Source organism: Flavobacterium sp. KKT103 (genome assembly GCF_055640565.1).
In genome coordinates this window covers 3024447-3047132 of the sequence record NZ_CM145766.1, presented here as the reverse complement: position 1 = coordinate 3047132, position 22686 = coordinate 3024447, and the positions used below count along the sequence as shown (strand labels likewise).

Annotated in this window: 21 protein-coding genes; 18 read left to right on the top strand and 3 right to left on the bottom strand. The window is 34.4% G+C overall.

The window, feature by feature from the left end; translation table 11 throughout:
* The first annotated feature begins 85 nt into the window (after nucleotides 1-85).
* Nucleotides 86-2536 (top strand): replication restart helicase PriA, encoded by a 2451-nt coding sequence (priA, locus tag ACZ2G0_RS13160; protein WP_470307982.1) that lies wholly within the window; start codon nucleotides 86-88, stop codon nucleotides 2534-2536.
* A 7-nt stretch (nucleotides 2537-2543) separates the two neighbouring features.
* On the opposite strand, the gene ACZ2G0_RS13155 is transcribed toward priA, so the two are convergent.
* Complete coding sequence (locus ACZ2G0_RS13155) at nucleotides 2544-3239, bottom strand: LytR/AlgR family response regulator transcription factor (protein WP_470307981.1); 696 nt, start codon at nucleotides 3237-3239, stop codon at nucleotides 2544-2546.
* Between the two features lie 165 nt (nucleotides 3240-3404).
* On the opposite strand from ACZ2G0_RS13155, the gene rpsF reads away from it, so the two are divergent.
* From rpsF to ACZ2G0_RS13120, 7 genes are all read left to right on the top strand, one after another.
* On the top strand, nucleotides 3405-3746 hold the full coding sequence (gene rpsF / locus ACZ2G0_RS13150; RefSeq protein ID WP_470307980.1) for a 30S ribosomal protein S6: 342 nt from the start codon (nucleotides 3405-3407) through the stop codon (nucleotides 3744-3746).
* 5 nt (nucleotides 3747-3751) lie between these two features.
* Complete coding sequence (gene rpsR / locus ACZ2G0_RS13145) at nucleotides 3752-4048, top strand: 30S ribosomal protein S18 (RefSeq protein WP_073017581.1); 297 nt, start codon at nucleotides 3752-3754, stop codon at nucleotides 4046-4048.
* Between the two features lie 65 nt (nucleotides 4049-4113).
* Nucleotides 4114-4551, top strand: a complete 438-nt coding sequence (rplI, locus tag ACZ2G0_RS13140) for a 50S ribosomal protein L9 (protein ID WP_470307979.1) — start codon at nucleotides 4114-4116, stop codon at nucleotides 4549-4551.
* A 102-nt stretch (nucleotides 4552-4653) separates the two neighbouring features.
* Nucleotides 4654-7851 (top strand): TonB-dependent receptor, encoded by a 3198-nt coding sequence (locus tag ACZ2G0_RS13135; RefSeq protein WP_470307978.1) that lies wholly within the window; start codon nucleotides 4654-4656, stop codon nucleotides 7849-7851.
* A 125-nt stretch (nucleotides 7852-7976) separates the two neighbouring features.
* On the top strand, nucleotides 7977-8450 hold the full coding sequence (locus ACZ2G0_RS13130) for a DUF6495 family protein (protein ID WP_470307977.1): 474 nt from the start codon (nucleotides 7977-7979) through the stop codon (nucleotides 8448-8450).
* 218 nt (nucleotides 8451-8668) lie between these two features.
* A complete protein-coding gene (ligA, locus tag ACZ2G0_RS13125; RefSeq protein ID WP_470307976.1) occupies nucleotides 8669-10672 on the top strand; it encodes an NAD-dependent DNA ligase LigA in 2004 nt (667 codons plus the stop codon).
* Entirely contained in the window at nucleotides 10662-11363 is a 702-nt protein-coding gene (locus tag ACZ2G0_RS13120; RefSeq protein ID WP_470307975.1) for a lysoplasmalogenase family protein, read from the top strand. Before ligA ends, ACZ2G0_RS13120 begins: the two co-directional genes overlap by 11 nt.
* On the opposite strand, the gene ACZ2G0_RS13115 is transcribed toward ACZ2G0_RS13120, so the two are convergent.
* Complete coding sequence (locus ACZ2G0_RS13115) at nucleotides 11339-12250, bottom strand: bifunctional metallophosphatase/5'-nucleotidase (RefSeq protein ID WP_470307974.1); 912 nt, start codon at nucleotides 12248-12250, stop codon at nucleotides 11339-11341. The two genes, ACZ2G0_RS13120 and ACZ2G0_RS13115, sit on opposite strands and share 25 nt — an antisense overlap.
* Nucleotides 12251-12355: 105 nt before the next feature.
* Complete coding sequence (locus ACZ2G0_RS13110; protein ID WP_470307973.1) at nucleotides 12356-13150, bottom strand: 5'-nucleotidase C-terminal domain-containing protein; 795 nt, start codon at nucleotides 13148-13150, stop codon at nucleotides 12356-12358.
* Between the two features lie 47 nt (nucleotides 13151-13197).
* On the opposite strand from ACZ2G0_RS13110, the gene ACZ2G0_RS13105 reads away from it, so the two are divergent.
* From ACZ2G0_RS13105 to coaE, 10 genes are all read left to right on the top strand, one after another.
* Nucleotides 13198-13716 (top strand): DUF6913 domain-containing protein, encoded by a 519-nt coding sequence (locus ACZ2G0_RS13105; protein WP_470307972.1) that lies wholly within the window; start codon nucleotides 13198-13200, stop codon nucleotides 13714-13716.
* Nucleotides 13717-13727: 11 nt separating this feature from the next.
* Complete coding sequence (gene dapA / locus ACZ2G0_RS13100; protein ID WP_470307971.1) at nucleotides 13728-14609, top strand: 4-hydroxy-tetrahydrodipicolinate synthase; 882 nt, start codon at nucleotides 13728-13730, stop codon at nucleotides 14607-14609.
* Between the two features lie 138 nt (nucleotides 14610-14747).
* Nucleotides 14748-15542 carry an outer membrane protein assembly factor BamD gene (locus ACZ2G0_RS13095; RefSeq protein WP_470307970.1) on the top strand — a complete coding sequence of 265 codons (795 nt, stop codon included), beginning with the start codon at nucleotides 14748-14750 and terminating at the stop codon, nucleotides 15540-15542.
* Nucleotides 15543-15550: 8 nt separating this feature from the next.
* Nucleotides 15551-15868, top strand: a complete 318-nt coding sequence (locus ACZ2G0_RS13090; protein WP_026709525.1) for a DNA-directed RNA polymerase subunit omega — start codon at nucleotides 15551-15553, stop codon at nucleotides 15866-15868.
* A 7-nt stretch (nucleotides 15869-15875) separates the two neighbouring features.
* A complete protein-coding gene (gene coaBC / locus ACZ2G0_RS13085; protein ID WP_470307969.1) occupies nucleotides 15876-17087 on the top strand; it encodes a bifunctional phosphopantothenoylcysteine decarboxylase/phosphopantothenate--cysteine ligase CoaBC in 1212 nt (403 codons plus the stop codon).
* Nucleotides 17080-17964: a type IX secretion system protein PorD gene (gene porD, locus ACZ2G0_RS13080; protein ID WP_470307968.1), complete on the top strand. Its 885-nt coding sequence runs from the start codon at nucleotides 17080-17082 to the stop codon at nucleotides 17962-17964. The genes coaBC and porD overlap by 8 nt, the downstream gene beginning before the upstream one ends.
* A 53-nt stretch (nucleotides 17965-18017) precedes the next feature.
* The gene (gene recN / locus ACZ2G0_RS13075) at nucleotides 18018-19670 is read left to right on the top strand and encodes a DNA repair protein RecN (protein WP_470307967.1); all 1653 of its coding nucleotides are present in this window, start codon (nucleotides 18018-18020) and stop codon (nucleotides 19668-19670) included.
* Between the two features lie 86 nt (nucleotides 19671-19756).
* Nucleotides 19757-20947, top strand: a complete 1191-nt coding sequence (gene fabV / locus ACZ2G0_RS13070; protein WP_470307966.1) for an enoyl-ACP reductase FabV — start codon at nucleotides 19757-19759, stop codon at nucleotides 20945-20947.
* Nucleotides 20948-21082: 135 nt separating this feature from the next.
* Entirely contained in the window at nucleotides 21083-22081 is a 999-nt protein-coding gene (locus tag ACZ2G0_RS13065; RefSeq protein WP_470307965.1) for a glycosyltransferase family 2 protein, read from the top strand.
* On the top strand, nucleotides 22082-22675 hold the full coding sequence (coaE, locus tag ACZ2G0_RS13060) for a dephospho-CoA kinase (RefSeq protein WP_470307964.1): 594 nt from the start codon (nucleotides 22082-22084) through the stop codon (nucleotides 22673-22675).
* The last annotated feature ends 11 nt before the right edge of the window (nucleotides 22676-22686 follow it).

Below are 22686 nucleotides of genomic sequence, written 5' to 3'. Positions count from 1 at the left end.
ATTGCTGTTTTATTTTAAGTTGTGGACAATAGTATGGTTTTAAAATTATATTATTGTCCACTTTTATATTTCTAAAATTTTTATAATGTATTTTGTCGAAGTAATTTTACCTCTTTCTCTAGCTAAAACATTCACTTATGAAGTGTCAGTTTCGGAATATAATTATATAAAAAAAGGAATGCGTATCGCAGTTCCCTTTGGCAAAAACAAAATCTACACTGCTTTAGCTTTGGACCTACATCAAAACAAACCCACTTTGTACGATGCCAAAGAAATTAATCAAATTCTTGATGAAAAACCAATTGTAACTGAAATTCAGCTTTTGCATTGGCAATGGATTGCAAGTTATTATATGTGTGCAATAGGCGATGTGTATCGCGGTGCCATGCCTTCGGCCTTATTGCTTGAAAGCGAAACCGTTATTGCGCAAAAACTAGGGCATTTTATTAATGAAGCAGACTTGTCCGATGAGGAATTTTTAGTGTATCAAGCGCTGCAGCTGCAATCTTCGTTGAAAATTCAGGATATTACCAGTATTTTAAATAAAAAAAATATTTTTCCAGTTATCCAAAAGTTAATTGATAAAAATGTTGTTGTTCTACAAGAAGAAATTCAAGAAAGTTATAAGCCAAAGTTAGTTCGATACATTCGGTTACAGTCTCAATATGCGTCTAATGAAGGCTTGATGGAATTATTGGAAATACTGAAGAATGCGCAAAGACAAAAGGAAATTATTTTATGTTATTTTCAATTGTCGGCTGTGGATAAAAACCCTATTGCAGTTAAAAAATTAGTGGAACAAGCAACGAGTACTACAGCAGTTGTAAAAGCATTAATTGATAAGGGGATATTTGAAGAATATTATATTCAGCACGATAGAGTAAATTTTGTTGGGTCAAACGAAGAAAATGACTTACAATTAAGTCCCATTCAAGAACAAGCTCATTTAGATATTAAGTCTAGTTTTAAGGAAAAAGAAGTTTGTTTACTGTACGGAGTAACCGCTAGTGGAAAAACCGAAATCTATATTAAACTAATTGAAGAATATTTAGCAGAGGGTAAGCAAGTTTTATACTTGTTGCCTGAAATAGCTTTAACTACGCAATTAGTTGGACGATTAAGAATGTATTTTGGTAATAAAGTAGCTGTTTTTCATTCTAAATATAGTAATAATGAACGTGTTGAGGTTTGGCAACAAGTGCTACATGCAAGTGAAAAAGCGCAGATTGTCATAGGAGCAAGGTCGGCCTTGTTTTTACCCTTTACAAACTTAGGTTGTATTATTGTTGATGAAGAGCATGAGCAAACATTCAAGCAAATGGATCCTGCGCCTAGGTATCATGCTCGTGATACTGCGATTGTTTTAGCAGCTTATCATAAAGCAAAGGTACTTTTAGGGTCGGCAACTCCAAGTATAGAAACGTATTTTAATGCCAACTCAAATAAATTTGGATTGGTAACAATTAAAGAGCGATACGGTAAAGTATTGATGCCTGAAATTGAATTGGTCGATTTAAAGGATAAGTACTTTCGCAAACGCATGAATGGCCACTTTAGCGATACTTTAATAGAAGCTATTACTACCGCAGTTTCATTGGGAGAGCAAGTGATTTTGTTTCAAAATAGGAGAGGATATTCTCCTTTACTCGAATGCATGACCTGTGGACATGTTCCTCAGTGCCAGCAGTGTGATGTTAGTTTGACGTACCACAAGCATAAAAACCAATTGCGCTGCCATTATTGTGGATACTCAGTTGCAAAACCTACACATTGCCATAGCTGCTCTAGTGTTGATCTTACCACTAAAGGTTTCGGTACGGAGCAAATTCAGCAAGAATTAACGATGCTGTTTCCGGATTATAAAGTGGGGCGAATGGATCAGGATACGACTCGAGGGAAATTTGGCTTTGAGAAAATAATAGATAGTTTTAAAAATCAAGAGGTATCTATATTAGTGGGAACACAAATGCTAGCGAAAGGTCTCGATTTTGATAACGTCAGTCTGGTTGGGATTATGAACGCAGATAATATGTTGTACCACCCTGATTTTAGAGCTTTCGAACGTAGTTTTCAAATGATGACTCAGGTAGCTGGACGTTCTGGGAGGTCTGCAAAACAAGGTAAAGTGATTATACAAACCTACAATCCGGATCATAATACCATACAGCAAGTCACCACTAATAATTATGAGGCGATGTACAAGGAACAGTTGTATGACAGACAAATTTATAAGTACCCGCCTTATTTCCGAATTATAAAAATAACATTAAAACATAGGGATTACAATAAATTAAAAGAAGGATCTAGTTGGCTGTATCAAGTATTACAACCTAATTTAGGTATGCCGGTTTTAGGCCCTGAAGAGCCAGCAATAAGCAGGATAAGAAATGAATACATTCGTACTATAATTATTAAAATTCCTGTGACGGTGTCAATTGTAAGCACAAAAAAAACTATCCAAAAAATATTGAATAGTTTTGATGCTGTTGCTCAGTATAGAGCTATTAAAGTTTCAGTAAACGTAGATTTTTACTAAAACAGTATTACGCAAATGACAATGCTTTTACTAAATCTTCTTTTTTGTTTCGACTTAGCGGTATTTTTGTAGGACCTATTTCAGCAAATTTGCTATTGAATCGTTCTACTTTGTCAATGTTTATAATGTAGGATTTATGAACTCTAACAAATTTGTTCTTTGGTAAATCATTTTCAAATGATTTCATAGTAGATAATACTAGATTACTATCTTCTTCGGTAACAACTCTAACGTAATCACCAAAAGCTTCGATCCATTTGATTCTAGCAGTGAAGATTTTTAATTTTTTCAAATTACTTTTGATAAAGATATGTTCTCCTTCTTCTTCTTTAGTGTCCATTTTAAGCAAATGTAGGTCTATTGCTCTTTTGACAGAAGAATTAAAACGATCTATCGCGATTGGTTTTTGAAGGTAATCAGTAGCATCGTAATCAAAAGCTTTCATGGCATACTCCGCTTTAGAAGTAATGAAAACAATTTGAGGTTTGGTTTTCAAACCATCAAGGAAATCAAAACCGCTAATTACAGGCATTTCAATATCTAAGAAAATTAGATCAACGGAATGCACCGACATACAGCTTCTCGCTTCGATTGCATTCGAAAAATCCCCTATTAAATGTAAATTAGGGTGATTATTGACTAACTTTGCGATGATCATTCTTTGTATAGAACTATCGTCGACTACTACACAATTTAGCTTCATAATTAAGTATTTTAAGATTTGGAGTAGTAAAAATACATTGTTTTATTCGGAAAAACTAATCTTTATCGGATTTTTTTACCTTACAACGAATAAAAGTAGTTTTTCGTTGTTTTTTAAAAAATAATGATTACTTTCGCAGCCAAAATAACAAATAAATACATATTTATGAATCATTATGAAACTGTTTTCATTTTAAATCCCGTTTTATCTGATGTTCAGGTAAAGGAAACAGTAAGCAAATTTGAAGATTTTCTTACTAGTAGAGGAGCAGTAATGGTATCTAAAGAAGACTGGGGTCTTAAAAAGATGGCATACGAAATCCAAAACAAAAAATCTGGTTTTTACCATTTGTTCGAATTCACTGTACCAGGTGAAGTACTTATCGCTTTTGAAACTGAATTTAGACGTGATGAAAGAATTATGCGTTTCTTAACTGTAAGTCTTGACAAACATGCTATCTCTTGGGCTGAAAGAAGAAGAGCAAAACTTAAATCTCAAAAAGCTTAATTATTATGGCAACATTACAACAATCTGCTTCAGGAAAAAAAGACGGAGATATCAGATATCTTACTCCTTTAAATATAGAAACTAACAAACAGAAAAAATACTGTCGTTTCAAAAAATCTGGAATCAAATACATCGATTATAAAGATGGTGATTTCTTATTAAAGTTCGTAAATGAGCAAGGAAAAATTCTTCCTCGTCGTTTAACTGGAACTTCTTTGAAATACCAAAGAAAAGTATCTGTAGCTGTTAAAAGAGCACGTCACTTGGCTTTAATGCCGTACGTAGCTGATTTATTAAAATAATATTAAAAATAAAGTTGTTGTCCCGATACTAATCGGGACTAACTTCTATAACAAAGGACAACAACATGGAATTGATTTTAAAACAAGACGTTCAAAATTTAGGATTTAAAGATGACGTAGTAACTGTAAAAAACGGATACGGTCGTAACTTCTTAATCCCACAAGGATTTGCTCAATTAGCTACTGTTTCTGCAAAGAAAGTATTAGCTGAAAACTTGAAGCAAAGAGCGCACAAAGAAGCTAAAGTAGTAGCAGATGCTCAAGCATTAGCTGAAGCTTTGAAAGCTATCGAAATTAAAATTACTGCAAAAGCAGGAGGAGAAAAATTATTTGGTTCAATTACTAATATTGACATCGCTGATGCTTTAGCTAAAGGTGGTCAATCAATTGACAGAAAATTTATTACTTCTGGAATTGTAAAACGTACAGGTAAATATACTGCTAACGTAAGACTTCACAGAGATGTGATCGTTGAATTAGCATACGAAATCGTTGCGGAATAATACAGTATTGTTAACGCTTTGTTAATAAAACTTTAAAAATCACTCTTAGGAGTGATTTTTTTTTGCCTAATTTTGACCCATACAAACACATACTAAATAAAAATGAAAAAAATTTTCGCATTATTGATGTTTTTTGTTGGATTTCAAACAATGATAAGCCAAACAACAACATCAAGTATTAAGGGAACAGTGAAATCTTCGGATTTACAATCATTACCTGGAGCTTCAGTATTGGCAGTGCACACGCCTACAGGTTCCAAGTATTCAGCGATGTCTAATGAAGACGGAAGATTCAATATGTTAAACATGAGAGTTGGAGGTCCTTATACAGTGACTGTTACTTTTGTGGGATTTCAAACTCAAACGTACAAGGAGGTTTATCTTGAGTTAGGAAAGCCTTTAAATTTAGACGCTATCTTGAAAGACGACAGCACAGAACTAAGTGAAGTGAAAATTACTGGTGCTAAAAGTAAAGTCTTTGGAAGCGGTAGAACTGGAGCGGAAACTACTATTGGTAGAAAAGAGCTTACAGCGCTACCTACTATTTCAAGATCAGCTGAGGATTTTACACGTTTAGAGCCTTCAGCTAGTGGGGGATCTTTTGGTGGAAGAAACGATCAGTACAATAGCTATTCCTTAAATGGTGCGGTATTTAATAATCCTTTTGGATTAGATGCTGCTACTCCTGGTGGTCAAACGGGTTCTCAGCCTATTTCTTTGGATGCTATTGATCAAATTCAGGTTGCTACGGCTCCTTACGATGTTACCTTGTCTGGTTTTACGGGTGCTTCGGTAAATGCGGTTACTAAATCAGGTACTAATGAATTTCATGGAACGACTTATGCATTTTTTAGAAACCAAGATCTAACAGGAAGTAAAATTAATGGCGAGAAAATCTTTGTTCCTTCTCTAGAGCAAACTCAAGCTGGTTTTAGTATTGGTGGTCCAATTATCAAAAACAAATTATTCTTTTTTGCCAATTATGAAATTGACAAAAGAAGTGATTTAGGATCTAACTTTACTGCTAACAATGGTGATGCTGTTACTGGGATTAATGAATCTAGAGTCTTAGAGTCTGATTTAATTGCAGTTTCAAGTGCTTTATCAGGATTAGGATATAACACAGGATCTTACCAAGGATTTAAGCATAACTCTGATTCAAATAAAGGTATTATCAAATTTGATTGGAATATTAATGATAACAATAAATTAGCTGTTATTTACAATTTCTTAGATGCTTCTAAAGATAAACCAGCGCATCCAAGTGCTCTTGGTTTTAGAGGTCCAAATGCTTCTATATTACAATTTCAAAATTCAGGATACCAAATTAACAATAAATTAGATTCCTTTTTAGTTGAACTAAATTCAAAAGTTAGTGAAACGGTTTCAAATAAATTACAAGCGGGTTACACGCATTTTAATGATTTCAGAAACCCGTTTTCTACTCCTGCGCCTGTGATTAATATTCAAGATGGGCAAGGTTCTAATTATATCATTGCTGGACATGAACCGTTCTCAATCAACAATACATTAGATCAAAAAGTATTTCAAATCACTAATAATTTAACTTACACTACAGGTAGTCATGTTTTTACTTTTGGTGGTTCATTTGAGAAATATCAATTTAAAAATTCCTTTAATTTAACAGCGTTCGAAAATTTTGGAACTTTTGGAACTTTAGGTAATTACAAAGGGTTGTTTAGTCCTTACGCAAGCGTTAACGAGTTTTTAGTTGATGCGAGTAGACCATTAGCGACGAGTTTTATTAAGCAAAACCTTCAATATGCTCAAGACAGGTTTAACTCTTTGAATTCATTTGAAGTTGGTGCTGATCAAGGTTGGAAATTAGCAGAATTAAACGTGGGACAAGTAGCATTTTATGCACAAGATGATTGGAGTGTAACTGATGACTTTAAACTGACATTAGGTCTAAGAGCAGATAAACCTTTGTATTTTAATACTGCTTCTTTAATCCAAAAGTACATTGATACAGATAACGGTGCTTCAAGGAACAACAATACAGATTATTTTGATCCTGAAACTGGACAAGCAGTTAAACTTAATTCAACTACACTTCCTACAGACAAATTGTTATGGTCGCCAAGATTAGGATTCAACTGGGATATTACAGGTGATAAGGTGACTCAATTGCGTGGAGGTACAGGAATCTTTACCGGTAAACTTCCTTTTGTTTGGTTAGGTAATCAAGTAAGTGGTGCTGATGACGGATTTTTCCAAATTATGGACAAAGACTTTAAATGGCCTCAAGTATGGAGATCTAGCTTAGGATTAGATCATAGGTTTGATAATGATTACATCGTAACTCTTGACATGTCTTATAATAAAGATATCAATGGTGTCCATGTTCAAAATTGGGGATTGAAGGCTCCAACTGGAACTTTAAGTGGTGCTGATGGAAGGTTGATCTACAGAGCAGCAGACAAAGGTTCGAATAGCGCGTATGTTATGACAAACTCTAATAAAGGGTATGTATACAACACATCCATTAAGGTTCAAAAGAATTTTGCTAACGGCTTATTTGCGAGTCTAGCTTATAACTATTTAGTTTCAAAAGATGTTAACTCGATTGAAGCTGAAATTACTGGTGATGCTTTTGCATTTAATCCTGCAGTAGGAAACGTAAATAACGCGACTTTATCTAATTCTAAATATGGAGATAAGAATCGTTTTATTGGAGTAGCTTCTAAAAAATGGAGTTATGGTGAGAATAAAAAATGGGCTACAACAGTTTCAACTTTCTTTGAATACGCTCAGGGTGGTCGTTTTAATTATATTTATGGTGGTGATATCAATAATGATGGATCGGCTACAAATGATTTGATCTATGTACCAACCACTGCACAATTGCAAACAATGGTTTTCAATCCTAGTTCTTCACTTTCGCCTGCAGCGCAAAGAACAGCATATGATAATTTCATCAACCAAGATAAGTACTTAAGTGGAAGAAGAGGTCAATACGCAGAGCGTTATGGAGCTTTATCTCCTTGGAGAGGAAAATGGGATATGAAATTAATCCAAGATTATAATTTTAAAGTAGCTGGTGGAAAAACTAATTCTATCCAATTTAGTGTTGATATTTTAAACTTAAGTAATTTATTAAATTCTAATTGGGGTTTAGTACAAGTACCTACAAGTATTCAGCCAATTGGGGTTTCTGTTGATACTGCTACGAATATTCCAACCTATACATTTAATGGGACACAAACTAAAACATTCAATTACGATGCTAGTTTATTGTCTAGATGGCAAGCACAATTTGGAATTAGATACATTTTCTAATCCTAATTAATATTAATTTTAGAAAAGCCTTCTTGTAAAAGAGGGCTTTTCTGTTTTTATATTTTAAATTTGCACTTTCTTTACTGAATAATGTTTTGGTTTAAGATTTTAATAAAAATTAGAAAATGAAATATACAAGATTAACAAAAGAGCAGTTTGAAGAATTAACCCAAGAGTTTACTAACTTTTTAGCAACTCAAGCCATCGACAAAGCGGAATGGGATACGATAAAAGCAGAGAAACCTGAAGTAGCAGAACAAGAATTAGACGTTTTTTCGGATTTAGTTTGGGAAGGAGTTTTAACGAAAGCAGAATATCTTGAACATTTTTCGAAAAACCATATCTTCCTTTTTCGTTGTTTTGACACTTATGTTAATTCAATTGTACTTAAATCACTAGTGCCTGAAGTTGACTTTTTAACTAAGGATGGTTTGCAATGGTTAAGCGACAATATGTTCACAGATACTATCGAAATGAAAACCGGTAAAAAAGAATTTACTGAGGAGCGCAATAGTTCACTCTTCGCCTTAATCCAACAAGGTGCATTTTTAAGTGATGGTCAGTTATATACACAAATAAATACGATTATAGAATCATAGATTGTTTTGGTCGAAGGGTAAAAAGGTTGTTTTAGCAAATGTGAGAAGTTTGCCAAAACAACCTTTTTGTTTTGTCCTCTTTTGCGCAACACTGCTGCTTAAGAAAAAACAGGAATTTTAATCGAGATTTTCTCGACTAAAAACTACGTCAAATGCTGTGTTTTTACGTTTTTATCCACTATTTTTATACCTCAATTGATCGATCTTAATCTATTTTTATGAGCATTTTAAAAACCATCGAAGACCTACGAACATTGCTGAACGAGCATAATTATAACTATTATGTCTTAGATAATCCTACCATATCTGATTATGATTTTGATCTAAAATTAAAAGAGCTTCAAGAATTAGAGAATAGTCATCCAGAATTTTTTGACGAAAACTCACCGACACAGCGTGTTGGAGGAACGGTAACTAAAAACTTTGAAACCATTCCACACGACTACCGCATGTATTCGTTAGATAATTCTTATTCTAAAGAAGATTTAAAGGATTGGGAAACACGAATCCAAAAAGTATTAGGTAATGTCGAATTATCCTACACTTGTGAATTAAAGTATGATGGAGCTTCAATCAGTATTACTTATATTGATGGTAAATTAAATCGTGCTGTCACTCGTGGAGACGGTTTTCAGGGTGATGATGTTACTAATAATATAAAAACAATTCGGTCAATTCCATTAGCGTTGAAAGGAGATTTTCCAGCTGAATTTGCAGTGCGTGGCGAAATTATTCTCCCTTTTGAAGGATTTGAAAAAATGAATCAAGAGCTAATTGAAATTGGTGAAACACCCTATTCTAACCCTCGTAATACGGCTTCAGGTAGCTTAAAGTTGCAAGATAGCGCCGAAGTAGCTAAAAGGCCTTTGGATTGTTTATTGTACTTTTTAATTGGAAATAACCTTCCGTTTCAAACGCAATATGATGGTTTAGAAGCAGCCAGAAAATGGGGTTTTAAAGTTCCAAAAGAAGCTAAGCTAGCCAAAAATCTAGCGGAAGTGTTTGAATTTATTGAATATTGGGACGTCCATAGACACGAATTACCCTATGAAACTGACGGTGTAGTGATCAAAGTAAATAGCTTACAGTACCAAGATGAATTGGGATATACAGCTAAGTCCCCTCGATGGGCAATGGCATACAAATTTAAATCTGAGCAGGTATCAACCATTTTAAATTCGATTTCATACCAAGTAGGACGTACAGGGGCAATTACGCCAGTTGCTAATTTAGAAGCAGTGCAACTCGCAGGCACTATCGTAAAGCGTGCCTCACTACATAACGCTGATCAAATAGAAAAGCTAGGCATTCGCGTAGGCGATACAGTATTTGTAGAAAAAGGAGGCGAAATCATACCTAAGATCATTGCAGTAGACTTAACTAAAAGGAGTTTAGTGTCTGAGCCTACCATTTATATCACGAATTGTCCAGAATGTCAAACAGCTTTAGTAAGAAATGAAGGGGAAGCGAATCATTACTGTCCTAATTTTTATGGTTGTCCTCCGCAGATTATAGGGAGAATACAGCATTTTATTTCGCGTAAAGCGATGGATATTGAAGGTTTAGGTGGAGAAACAGTTGCTTTGTTGTACGCCAATGGTTTAGTGCATACGTATGCCGACTTGTACACACTCACAGTTGAACAAATTTTGCCCTTGGAGCGTATGGCTCAAAAGTCAGCAGAAAACTTGGTCAAAGGAGTGGAGAGCTCTAAAAATATACCTTTTGAACGTGTTTTGTATGCTTTAGGAATTCGTTTCGTTGGGGAAACAGTTGCTAAAAAACTGGCTAAACATTATAAGAATATAGATGCTTTGGCACAAGCAACGGTAGCCGACCTTGTTTTGGTTGATGAAATTGGCGAACGCATCGCACAAAGTGTAGTTGACTTTTTTGGGAATGCTGCTAATATCGTTACAATAGAGCGCTTAAAAGAATACGGACTTGCTTTTGAAGTTATAGAAAAGATAAATTTGAACGCTACTGATAAGTTATCAGGGAATATATTTGTTGTTTCGGGAGTATTTGAAAAATTTTCTAGAGATGATTTGAAAAAAGCGATCGAAGATAATGGAGGTAAAGTAGGAAGCTCTATTTCTGCAAAAACAAATTTTGTTATTGCAGGGGATAATATGGGGCCAGCAAAATTAGAGAAAGCGAGTAAATTGAATATTCCAATTTTAACCGAAGATGGCTTTATTAAAATGCTAAATGAAAAGTAAAATTGCGCTAATTGTTTATGTAATCTCCTGCCTCTTCTGCGTTGTATCGAATACAATTGGCTTTAGAGATGGAATGTTATGGTCTAAAGTGACCATTGTTCCAACCATTGCGGTATATTACTTACTTAAAAGCAATTTTAAAATAAATATTTTAATAAGTGGTGTGTTGCTCAGTTGTTACTTAGGTGATATCTATATTTTGATTAGTCCAAACGATCATACCACAGTCGAGATCTTATCCTTCTTAACCGCCTACCTGCTGCTAGTTTTTTATCTTTTGCCTAATTTTTTAAAAATAAAGTGGAAATACAGCGAAAATGGGAACTTACTACTAATCACTTCGGTAGTCTTGGCTATTCTAGCGTATTCTATTCTCGCTTTAAAATTTGAGAAAATAGGCACTGGACTTCCGGTGCTTATTTTCTATGGTATTACACTTTCGTTCCTATTACTCATATCTATTATTGAGTGTTTCAGAACCCACAGTAAGGCTTCCATGCATTTGGTAGTAGCATGCATCTTATTTTATTTCTCAGATAGCTTTTACATTATCACCAAGTTTTATCTTGCTTTTTCAATTTTAGATTTCGCGCAATTAGTAGCTCAGGTGTTGTCCTATTATTTTTTGGTACATTTTTTTATACTCAATGAAAAAAACCGATTAAATTATACTACAATCGATTTCCCTTGAGTCGTTTTACTTTTATCGGAGTCTAAATAAAAATCAATTCGTCCTAGATTAATTCCGTAGCATCCTACTTGGTTTACAAGTACATCTTGATTATCTAAATTTTTCACAACAGTTGGTTTGTCTAAAAAAGTATGAGTATGACCACCTATTATAAGATCGATATCTTTGGTCAGTGCTGCTAATTTCAAATCCGAAATTTTGTTTGGCTCATTCTTGTAATTGTATCCTAAGTGCGACAAGCATATTACAATGTCGCAACGCTGTTCCTTTTTCAAAATACGTACCATTTCCTGAGATGCCTCCACAGGATCACTGTAAACCGTTTCTAGGTACATTTTTTTGTCAACTAGGCCGTTTAATTCAATTCCTATTCCAAAAACGCCCACTTTTATTCCGTTTTTATTAAAAATTTTATATGGTTTTACTAAACCATCCATGACCGTATTTTTAAAATCATAATTAGCCGAAACAAATTCAAATTTGGCGTGGGGCATTTGAGCATATAATCCTTGCAGTCCGTTATCAAAATCATGATTTCCAATAGTCGAAAGATCATATTGCATCATGCTCATTAACTTAAATTCAAGTTCGCCACCATAATAATTAAAGTAAGGCGTTCCCTGAAATATGTCACCCGCGTCTAGCAACAGCACATTAGGATTTTCGTTTCTAACACTTTCGATTAAGGCTGCTCGTCTCGCTACACCACCCATATTTGCGTTTCGGGGATCATCAGCAGGAAAAGGATCAATGTGACTGTGAACATCATTGGTATGCAAAATCGTTAAGTGCTTTACTCCTGAACTTTGAAAACTACTCAAGGAGCCACTAATTCCCAATAATGCAGTACCTGCAGCTGTTTTTTCTATAAAATCTCTTCTTTTCATGTTTGTTTATTTGGAGCTATTTCCCGCTATTCGTTTCAATCTTTTTTATCTTTTTGCAAAAGATAAAAAAGGATTTCCACTGCTATCGGGGCTATAAAATGATCGTTATTGTACTAAAATTCGGTTGTCAGGAGTTGCAGTAACAGTATCAACCGCTGTGAAATAATCAATTAAAATATTTCTTAACTTATAATTCAAATCATAAGTATGCTCGCCTTTACTAAAAAAGGACATATTATCGCCACCATTAGCTAAATAATCGTTGGTTCCAACATAATACAAGCTGTCATCCATCAATTCTTTTCCTTGAATTAAAATACTGGTCGCTTGCTTGTTTTTATCAATTTGAAACGTCAAACCCGCTAAAGGATGTGCTTGCTGTTCTTTTATAAAGTAGGCGATTAACTCACGAATTTGAACACCTCTTAAAGCAATAACGACTAAGCTGTTTTCAAAAGGCATGATTTCAAATGCGTTTCGGGCAGTTACGTTTCCTTTTGGTAAAATGGCTCTAATACCGCCATTATTAAGGATACAAACAGAAATGCTTTTGTTTTCTCGCTTCTGAAATACTTTATTGCCATAAGCTAAGACAACATCAGCCATCATGTTTCCAATTGGTGACTGTAGGTTCGTCGCTTTTTTGTCCAATGTAACAGGGCAGTAGGCAAGCACGCTATCAAGATCCTTGTTGATGCGGGTGCGGTACGGAGAAATATAATTCTCGTAGGTAGTTGTAATTGCTGTGTTGTTGGCTTCAGCTGTCTGGGATATCGGAAGTTGTTTTGCCACGACCTTAGTAACATGGTAGGTAGAAGGGCTACACGATTGAATCGAGTAAAATGTTAAGAATATAACAAAAAGTTTGAAAACGTCGTTATACTTTTTTAGATTTACCATTTGGAATGTAACTTAATTAATTAATTTTGTAACCGAGTAAAAATACTATGTTTTTAAATTATATAAAAGACTTTTCTGTAAAAAGAATATTAAAAAATAATTTTCAAAATACTAGGAGTAACGAGGGTTCAGGCGTTGTTAAAACGGTAGGACTATTAGTTGATGAAAGTTATTTTTTAGATACCAAAGCCATAGTATCGTCTTTAGTAGCTAAAGGTATTTTAGAGCACAATATTGAAGTTTTACGCTATAATGACAAAATAAAAAAAAACAAGGTTGATAATTATCCTGCTTATAATGCTTCGGAACTAAATTGGAATGCTACGTTAAATTCCAAAGTGGCAAATGAATTTATGGACAAGGAGTTTGACTTACTGATTAATTATTATGAACTCGAAAAAGCAGCATTAGTAGTTGTTAGTCGTCATTCTAAGGCAAAGTTTACAGTTGGCTTCTCAACAGTTGATAAGCGACTTAATGATTTGATAATTAAAGCTACTGCTGAGGAGCATCTCGTTTTTATAAACGAAACTTTTAAATACTTAAAAATATTAAACAAAATATAATATCATTTAACATGCAATCAATAATTGGTACCGGTGTTGCGCTAGTGACACCTTTCAAAGCTGACTTTTCTGTAGATACTGAGGCTTTACGTAGAATAGTGAATTTTTGTATCGACGGAGGTGTAGAATACCTTGTTGTTTTGGGCACCACCGCCGAGAATGCTACCCTTTCTCAAGAGGAAAAAGAACTTGTTATTTCTACCGTTGTAGCATGTAACAACGGGAGATTACCGCTAGTATTAGGAGTAGGAGGTAATGATACGATGAAAGTGGTTGCCGAGTTAGAATCAAGAGATTTCTCCGCTTTTGCTGCTATTTTATCGGTTTCTCCTTATTATAATAAACCAACACAAGAAGGGATTTATCAGCATTTTAAAAGAGTAGCTGAGGCATCTCCAATTCCTGTAATTATTTATAATGTTCCTGGAAGAACTTCTAGTAATATGTTGCCTAAAACTGTTTTACGCTTAGCTAATGATTTTAGCAATATTGTGGCTATAAAAGAAGCAGCAGGTGATCTTGTACAAGCAATGCAAATTTTAAAAGACAAGCCTAAAGATTTTCTAGTAATTTCAGGTGATGACATGATTGCCTTACCGATGGTTTTAGCTGGTGGAGCAGGTGTGATATCTGTAATAGGGCAAGGATTTCCAAAGGAATTTTCAGAAATGATACGTTTAGGAATAAATCGAAAAGTTGATGATGCTTTCAAAAAGCACTACCTTTTAGCTGATTGTATTGATATGATTTTCGAACAAGGTAATCCTGCAGGAATCAAAGAAGTGTTTCAATCACTTGGTATAGCTGATAATACAGTTCGTTTGCCACTAGTTACTGTCGATGAATCTTTAAGTCATAGAATTGCTGATTTTGTAAAAAACAATGACAAATAGCAACAAAAAAGTAGGCTTTTTTTTAAGCAAAGAAATATTTTGTAGTAGCTAAATTAATACCTAAATTTGCCACCGAAACTTTAGTTGGATTTACTGTGTTTAAAAGTAAGTGAACGAGGTTTTAAAAAAAATAAATAAATGAAAAAAATAGTATCTCTATTAGTTCTTATCGTGTTATTTAGTTCTTGTAATGAGTATCAAAAAGCACTGAAAAACGAAGATGTTGCTGCAAAATTTGAAATTGGTACTAAAATGTACGAAGCTGGTAAATATTCGAAAGCCATTCGTTTATTTGAACAAATAGCACCACAATACAGAGGCAAGCCGCAAGCGGAGAAATTATTTTACATGTTTTCACAGTCTTATTATAAGACGAAACAGTACACTTTATCAGGATATCAATTTGAAAGTTTTGTTTCAGGTTATCCAAAAAGTGAAAAAGTACAGGAAGCGGCTTATTTAGGAGCTAAAAGTTATTCGATGTTGTCGCCTGAATTTAGTTTAGACCAAACCGATACTTTTAAAGCAATAGAAAAATTGCAAAATTTTATTGATACTTACCCTAATTCTGAATATTTAGGAGAAGCCAATGAAAGTATGCGTATTCTATCAGATAAAATAGAAAAGAAAGTCTTTGAAAACGCAAAAGGATATAACACCGTATCGGAATTTAAGGCTGCTATTGTAGCGTTAGATAATTTTATAATCGATTTTCCGGGTACAAAATTCAAAGAAGATGCCTTGTTTTTAAAATTCGATTCAGCTTACCAACTTGGTATAAATAGTGTACCAGCTAAAATGGAGGAGAGATTAAAAGTGGCAAAAACAGCTTATACAGGATTAATGAAGTATAATGCTGAAACAAAATACAAAGAGCGCGCTAACGAAATGCTAGCTCGAGTTGAAACAGATTTACAAAAATTTACTAAATAATTAAAGTGATGGATTTAAAAAAGACGAATGCTCCAGTAAACACAATAACATACAACAAAACAGTTATTGAAGAACCTACTGGTAATGTGTATGAGGCAATAACCATTATGGCGAAAAGAGCGAACCAAATTAACTCTGAAATCAAAAAAGAATTGACTGAGAAATTAGAAGAGTTTGCTACATACAATGACAGTCTTGAAGAGGTTTTTGAAAACAAAGAGCAAATCGAGGTTTCAAAGTTCTACGAAAAACTACCTAAGCCTCACGCTTTAGCAGTTCAAGAGTGGTTAGATGGTAAAATTTATCACAGAGATTCAAATAAATAGTACTACAATGTCAGTATTAAGCGGAAAAAATGTTTTACTGGGAGTTTCTGGTGGAATCGCCGCTTATAAATCGGCATCATTAGTTCGACTTTTTATAAAAGCAGGTGCACATGTCCAAGTGATAATGACACCTGCTTCTAAGGATTTTGTAACCCCACTTACATTATCAACTTTGTCTAAAAACCCGGTTTACTCGAGTTTTTACAATGATGAAGCACAAGAAGCAGAATGGAACAATCACGTTGATTTGGGACTTTGGGCTGATTTACTGGTTGTAGCGCCTGCCACAGCCAATACTTTGTCAAAAATGGCAACCGGTACTTGCGATAATTTATTGATTGCAACTTATCTATCTTCTAAATGTCCGGTTTACTTTGCTCCAGCAATGGACTTGGATATGTACATTCATCCTACAACAATAAATAGTTTTGCAGCTCTCAAAAAGTTTGGCAATACGATTATTCCTGCTGAAAGCGGTGAACTAGCTAGTGGATTATCTGGTCAAGGTCGTATGGCAGAGCCAGAGCATATAATTGCTTTCCTAGAAGCCGATTTAGAAAGTAAACTACCCTTAAAAGGAAAAAAAATACTAATTACTGCTGGTCCTACATACGAAGCGATAGATCCTGTACGTTTTATAGGAAATCATTCTTCGGGTAAAATGGGATTTGATATAGCAAAAAGTGCTGCTAACCTTGGTGCTACCGTTTTTTTAGTATCAGGTCCAACACATTGCAAAGCAGTGCATTCCTCGATTAAAGTAATTCCGGTGGTTTCAGCACAAGAAATGTATGATGCTTGTCATCAGTATTTTGAAGGTGTAGATGTTGCGATTGCAGCAGCAGCCGTTGCTGATTATAAGCCTAAAGTAGTGGCGCAGCAAAAGATAAAAAAAGCAGATGCTAATTTTACAATTGAACTGGATAAAACCAAAGATATTCTGCTTTCATTAGGAGAACTTAAAAAACAACAGTTTTTAATAGGGTTTGCCTTGGAGACTGAAAATGAAATTGACAATGCAAAGGCTAAAATCCAGAAAAAAAACTTAGATTTGATTGTTTTAAATTCGTTGCAAGATGAAGGTGCTGGATTTAAAACAGCAACCAACAAAGTTACTTTTATCGATAAAAATTTTAAAGTAGAGCCCATGGTTCTTAAGTCGAAAGAAACTGTAGCCGATGATATTATTAATAAAGTAATAGCCCATTTTAATGCGTAAGATCTGTATTGTTTTAGTTTTTTTGATTTTTGGGTTGGCACAAGCACAACAGCTCAACTGCACCGTATCGGTTAATGCAGAACGTTTACCCAATTCGAACCAACAAGTCTATCGAACTTTAGAGAATTCATTAAATGAATTTGTAAATAAAACAGATTGGACAGGGCAGGCTTTAAAGCAAAATGAAAAGGTTAATTGCTCTATGTTTATTACTATATTGTCTAACAATGCAGACCAATTTACCGCAAGCATTCAAGTGCAATCGGCTAGACCTATTTTTAATTCTTCCTATTCTTCTCCGGTTTTAAATTTTAATGATAAGGACTTTTCCTTTAGATATACTGAATTTGAAAACTTGATTTTTAGTCCAACGGCATTTGAATCTAATTTAGTTTCAGTTTTATCTTTTTATAGTTATTTGATTTTAGCTTTAGACGCCGATACATTTGAATTAGAAGCTGGAAGGAATAATTTTGAAATAGCGCAAAATATCGCCAATGTGGCGCAACAAAGCGGATCAAAGGGCTGGAGTCAAAACGATGGTAATCAAAACAGGTATTTTTTAATTAATGATATGTTGTCTCCAACTTATTCAGCAATTCGTAAAACAATGTTTGAATACCATTCCGGTTTGGATCTGATGACTAAGGATGTGAAAACGTCTAAGGAAACCATTAAAACGGCAATTCTTGGCCTTGCTAAATTAAATGCTACGAAACCCAATGCATTTTTGACCAGAACTTTTTTTGATGCCAAATCAGATGAAATAGTTTCTGTTTTTTCAGGTGGACCTAGTATCACAATAGCTGATTTAGTTAATACTTTAAATACCATATCTCCTTTGAATTCGAGTAAATGGACAAATATTAAGTATTAAAACTTGATCTTCTTTTTTACACCAAATCAATTTTACTATTTAAACACTAATTAATGATAACTGCACTATCAATTAAAAACTATGCCTTGATTGAGAAATTAGCTATCGATTTCTCCCAAGGATTTTCTATTATTACAGGAGAAACTGGTGCCGGTAAATCGATAATTCTTGGAGCACTAGGTCTGGTTTTAGGAAAAAGAGCTGATTTATCTTCTTTGAAAAACAAAGAGGAAAAATGTATTATCGAAGCCCATTTTGATATTTCTAAATACAACTTAGCGCCATTTTTTGAAACTAATGATTTAGATTACGAAGAAGATACAATTATTAGAAGAGAAATTTTGCCTTCAGGTAAATCTCGTGCTTTTATTAATGATAGCCCAGTCAACCTTCAAGAGTTACAAGATTTAGGGACTTTTTTATTAGATATTCATTCGCAGCAGCAAACTAGAGAATTGTCAGATGAAAGTGTTCAGTTTGATATTTTAGATGCTATTGTAAGTAATCATAGTGATATAGCAGCATATCAAACGTTATTGCAATCCTATAAAGCAGATAAAAACAAACTCAATATTTTAATCAAGAAGCAATCCGAAGGTGCTAAAGAGCAAGAATACAATACCTTTTTACTTACTGAATTAAACGATGCAAAGCTCAAGGCAGGCGAACAGGAAGAGCTTGAAAGCGAGTTTGAGCAATTGAATAATGTTGAAATTATCAAAGAGGCCATTGATAAAGCGCTTGCAATCACTAATGATGAGCAAGTAGGAGTGGTGCAAAACTTAAAAGAGATCAAAACGACCATCCAAAAAATTGCTCCTTTTTCAACGGATTATCAAAACCTGTTGGAACGTCTCGTTAGCGTAACTATTGAGCTAGATGATATTTCGCAAGAATTCAATCGCTCTGCTGAAAAGCTCGTGAATGATCCCGAGCGATTGGCTTTAGCTAATCAAAAGTTGCAATTGATTTATACCTTACAAAAAAAGCATCAAGTAGCAACTGTAGAAGAGTTACTGGAAGTACAGCTTCGTTTATCTAATTCGGTTTCAGAATTAGGTACTATCGCGGAGGATATAGAATTATTGACAGTTGCTATCCAAGAAAAAATGACTGCTTTAGATGCATTGGCTCAAACAATACATGATCATAGAGCAATTGCAGTACCTTTATTAACCAATCAGCTGATTGCTATTTTAGATACTTTAGGAATGCCCAATGTTCGTTTTGATATTCAAGTTCGCTCGACTGCTACCTATTTTAATAATGGTAAAGACGAGCTTCAATTTTTGTTTTCAGCCAATAAAGGAACCGATTTTGGTTTGTTGAAAAAAGTAGCCTCTGGCGGTGAAATGTCACGTATTATGCTTGCTGTCAAAGCAATTTTGGCTAAGTATTCTAAGTTGCCTACTTTGATATTTGATGAAATAGATACGGGAGTGTCTGGAGAAATTGCAATTAAAATGGGAGAAATAATGAAAGAGATGAGTAGTACCATGCAAATTTTTGCCATTACCCATTTGCCACAAATTGCTGCAAAGGGGAATGTTCATTTTAAAGTTTCCAAATCTACCGTGGGTGACGACACGCAATCAGAGTTAAAAATATTATCAGCAGAAGAAAGGATTGTAGAAATTGCACAGATGCTGTCTGGAACAGTCATTTCTGATTCTGCTCTAAATCACGCCAAAGCCTTGCTGAACTAGAATTTTGGGTTATATTTGTGAATACAATGCATAAGGCATACAAGTGGACAAGCCAAAAATAAAATAATTGAATAAATAGTATAGAAATGATCATAGAACCAAGAATGAGAGGATTTATTTGTTTGACATCACACCCTGATGGATGCGAGCAAAATGTAAAAAATCAAATTAAATACGTACAATCAAAAGGAGCTATTGCAGGTGGTAAAAAAGTTCTTGTTATCGGAGCTTCTACAGGTTTTGGTTTAGCTTCAAGAATATCAAGTGCTTTCGGATCTGATGCAGCTACCATTGGTGTTTTTTTCGAAAAACCACCAACTGAAGGAAGAACAGCTTCTCCAGGATGGTACAATTCAGCAGCTTTTGAAAAAGAAGCACATAAAGCAGGTTTGTATGCTAAGAGTGTTAATGGTGATGCCTTTTCTGACGAAGTTAAAAAGCAAACTTTAGATCTTATCAAGGCTGATTTAGGTCAAGTAGATTTAATTATATACAGTTTGGCATCTCCAGTACGTTTGGATCCTAAAACAGGAGTTTTACACCGTTCGGTTTTGAAACCTATTGGTGATACGTTTACAAATAAAACAGTTGATTTCCATAGCGGAAAGGTATCAGAGATTTCGATTGAGCCTTGTAGTGGTGATGATATTGAGAACACCGTTAAAGTAATGGGTGGCGAAGATTGGGAAATGTGGATCGATGCTTTAAAAGCAGAAAACTTATTAGCTCCAGGAGCAACAACGGTTGCTTATTCTTATATTGGGCCATCATTAACAGAAGCAGTTTATAGAAAAGGAACAATTGGTAGAGCAAAAGACCATCTAGAAGCTACTGCTTTTACCATTACAGATAGTTTGTCTTCTATTGGAGGAAAGGCTTATGTGTCGGTAAATAAAGCTTTGGTTACACAAGCAAGTTCTGCAATTCCTGTAATTCCATTGTATATCTCACTTTTGTATAAAATAATGAAGGAAGAAGGTATTCATGAAGGCTGCATTGAGCAAATTCAACGTTTATACCAACAAAGGTTGTATACAGGAGCTGCAGTTCCAGTAGACGACAAAGGTAGAATTCGTATTGATGACTGGGAAATGAGAGCGGATGTACAAGAAAAAGTGGCTAAATTATGGTTAGAAGCTACTACAGAAAACATTACGGATATTTCTGATTTAGAAGGATACCGCACTGATTTTCATAACTTATTTGGATTTGGTTTTGACGGAGTAGATTACAAAGCAGAAGCAAACGAAATGGTACAGGTACAAAGCATCGTTTAATGCGGTACGTATTTATAAAAGCACGCTGATTTTAAAATGTTGTATAGCATTTCATAATCAGGGTGCTTTGTCTTTTATTCTTAATATTAAGTTTTACGTAATTACTTTTGTTTAATTAACACCTTTTTGATAGCCATGTTTTTTTCGTTAATCATTCCTGTTTACAACCGTCCTGAGGAGCTAGCTGAGTTATTAGAAAGTCTTTCAAAATCCAACTATTCTAAAAATTTTGAAGTGGTGATCGTCGAAGACGGCTCTAGTTTAAAATGTGATACCGTCGTAGCACAATATGAATCAAAACTAACAATTTCCTATTTTTATAAAACAAATTCGGGTCCTGGAGATTCTAGAAACTTCGGAATGAAACATGCTAAGGGAGATTATTTTATAATTTTCGATTCGGATTGTATAATACCACCTAATTATTTAGTCGAAGTAGAGCAATCCTTACATAGTCAGTACGTGGACTGTTTTGGTGGTCCCGATAAGGCACTAGAAAGCTTTTCAGATATTCAAAAAGCCATTAATTTTGCGATGACTTCTTTCCTTACCACCGGCGGTATTCGTGGTGGTTCCGAAAAAATAGATAAGTTTCAGCCGAGGAGTTTTAATATGGGGATTTCTCGTGCCGCTTTTGAAGCTTCAAAAGGGTTTGGAAATATCCATCCTGGTGAAGATCCTGATCTTTCTATCCGACTATGGAATTTAGGTTTTGAAACTAAACTCATTCCTTCTGCGTATGTATATCATAAGAGGAGAATTGATTGGGACAAGTTTGCAGTCCAAGTTAATAAATTTGGTAAAGCAAGACCGATACTGAATAGTTGGTATCCGCAGCATAACAAACTTACATTTTTCTTTCCTTCTCTATTTATTTTGGGTTTTGGCTTAGCTGTCTTACTATTAGTGTTTACAATGGACTATTTATTGAAAATGTATTTTATATATTTTTTGGTCTTGTTTTTAGTGTCGGCATTTCAAAATAAAAGTATAAAAATTGGGTATCTGTCAATTATTGCGGTTTGGAAGCAGTTTTTTGGTTACGGAACCGGATTTATAGAGTCTTATTTGAAAGTGATTGTCTTCAAACAAAAGCCTGAAGAAGCGTTTCCTGAATTATTTTTTAAGATATAAATGGCAAAGCTGATAGGATTAACAGGAGGTATTGGTAGTGGTAAAACAACCATCGCTAAGTTCTTTGCAGAAAAAGGGATTTCGATTTATATTGCTGACCACGAAGCGAAGCAATTGATGGAAAGTGAAACAGTGCAGGAAAAGGTAAAATCTGTTTTTGGTCAGGAGGTTTTTACTAACGGTCGAATAGATAGACCTAAGCTAGCTGCTATCGTATTTAACAATCCAGAAAAACTAAAGAAACTAAATGAAATTGTTCACCCTGTTGTTCGAACTCATTTTAAAAATTGGGTGAATGAACATCAAAATGAAGAGTTGCTTATTTATGAATCAGCAATTTTATTTGAGAGTGGTCATTACAAAGATTTTGATTGTATTATTACAGTTACAGCTCCGCTCGAGTCAAGAATAGCAAGGGTTTTGAAGCGAGACGAAACGAATAGAGCAGAAATTGAAAGACGAATAAACGCGCAATGGACTGATTCCGAACGTATTGTTAATAGTGATTTTGAAATCGAAAATACGGATTTAAAAGCAGCAAAGGATAAAGTAAGTGATATTCTTAAAATTTTGAAGATTAAACAAAAGGAATAGTAGATGTTAAT